Source organism: Methylobacillus sp. MM3, assembly GCF_001645185.1.
Lineage (GTDB): Bacteria > Pseudomonadota > Gammaproteobacteria > Burkholderiales > Methylophilaceae > MM2.
Window position 1 is genome coordinate 1 of record NZ_LXTQ01000043.1, and the last position, 389, is coordinate 389.

Here is a 389-nt window from a genome sequence, read left to right on the forward strand (position 1 = left end):
CCCTAGCCTCCGCTCTTAGGACGGGGATCAAGAGAGGTCAAACCCAAAAGAGATCGCGTGGAAGCCCTGCCTGGGGTTGAAGCGTTAAAACTTAATCAGGCTAGTTTGTTAGTGGCGTGTCCGTCCGCAGCTGGCAAGCGAATGTAAAGACTGACTAAGCATGTAGTACCGAGGATGTAGGAATTTCGGACGCGGGTTCAACTCCCGCCAGCTCCACCAAAATTCTCCATCGGTGATTACCAGAGTCATCCGATGAAGTCCTAAGAGCCCGCACGGCGCAAGCCCTGCGGGCTTTTTTGTGCCCTCAATTTGTCCCGCGAAGTCCGAAGAGAACTAATTAAATCCGAACCTTTTAGGCCCATTGATAGGCCCAACGAAAAGCTCTATTG

General features: G+C 51.9%; 1 other RNA gene. It reads left to right on the forward strand.

Annotated features, from left to right (window positions below):
* Window positions 1–219: a transfer-messenger RNA gene (gene ssrA, locus A7976_RS11845) on the forward strand; the annotation flags it as partial.
* Window positions 220–389 lie beyond the last annotated feature (170 nt).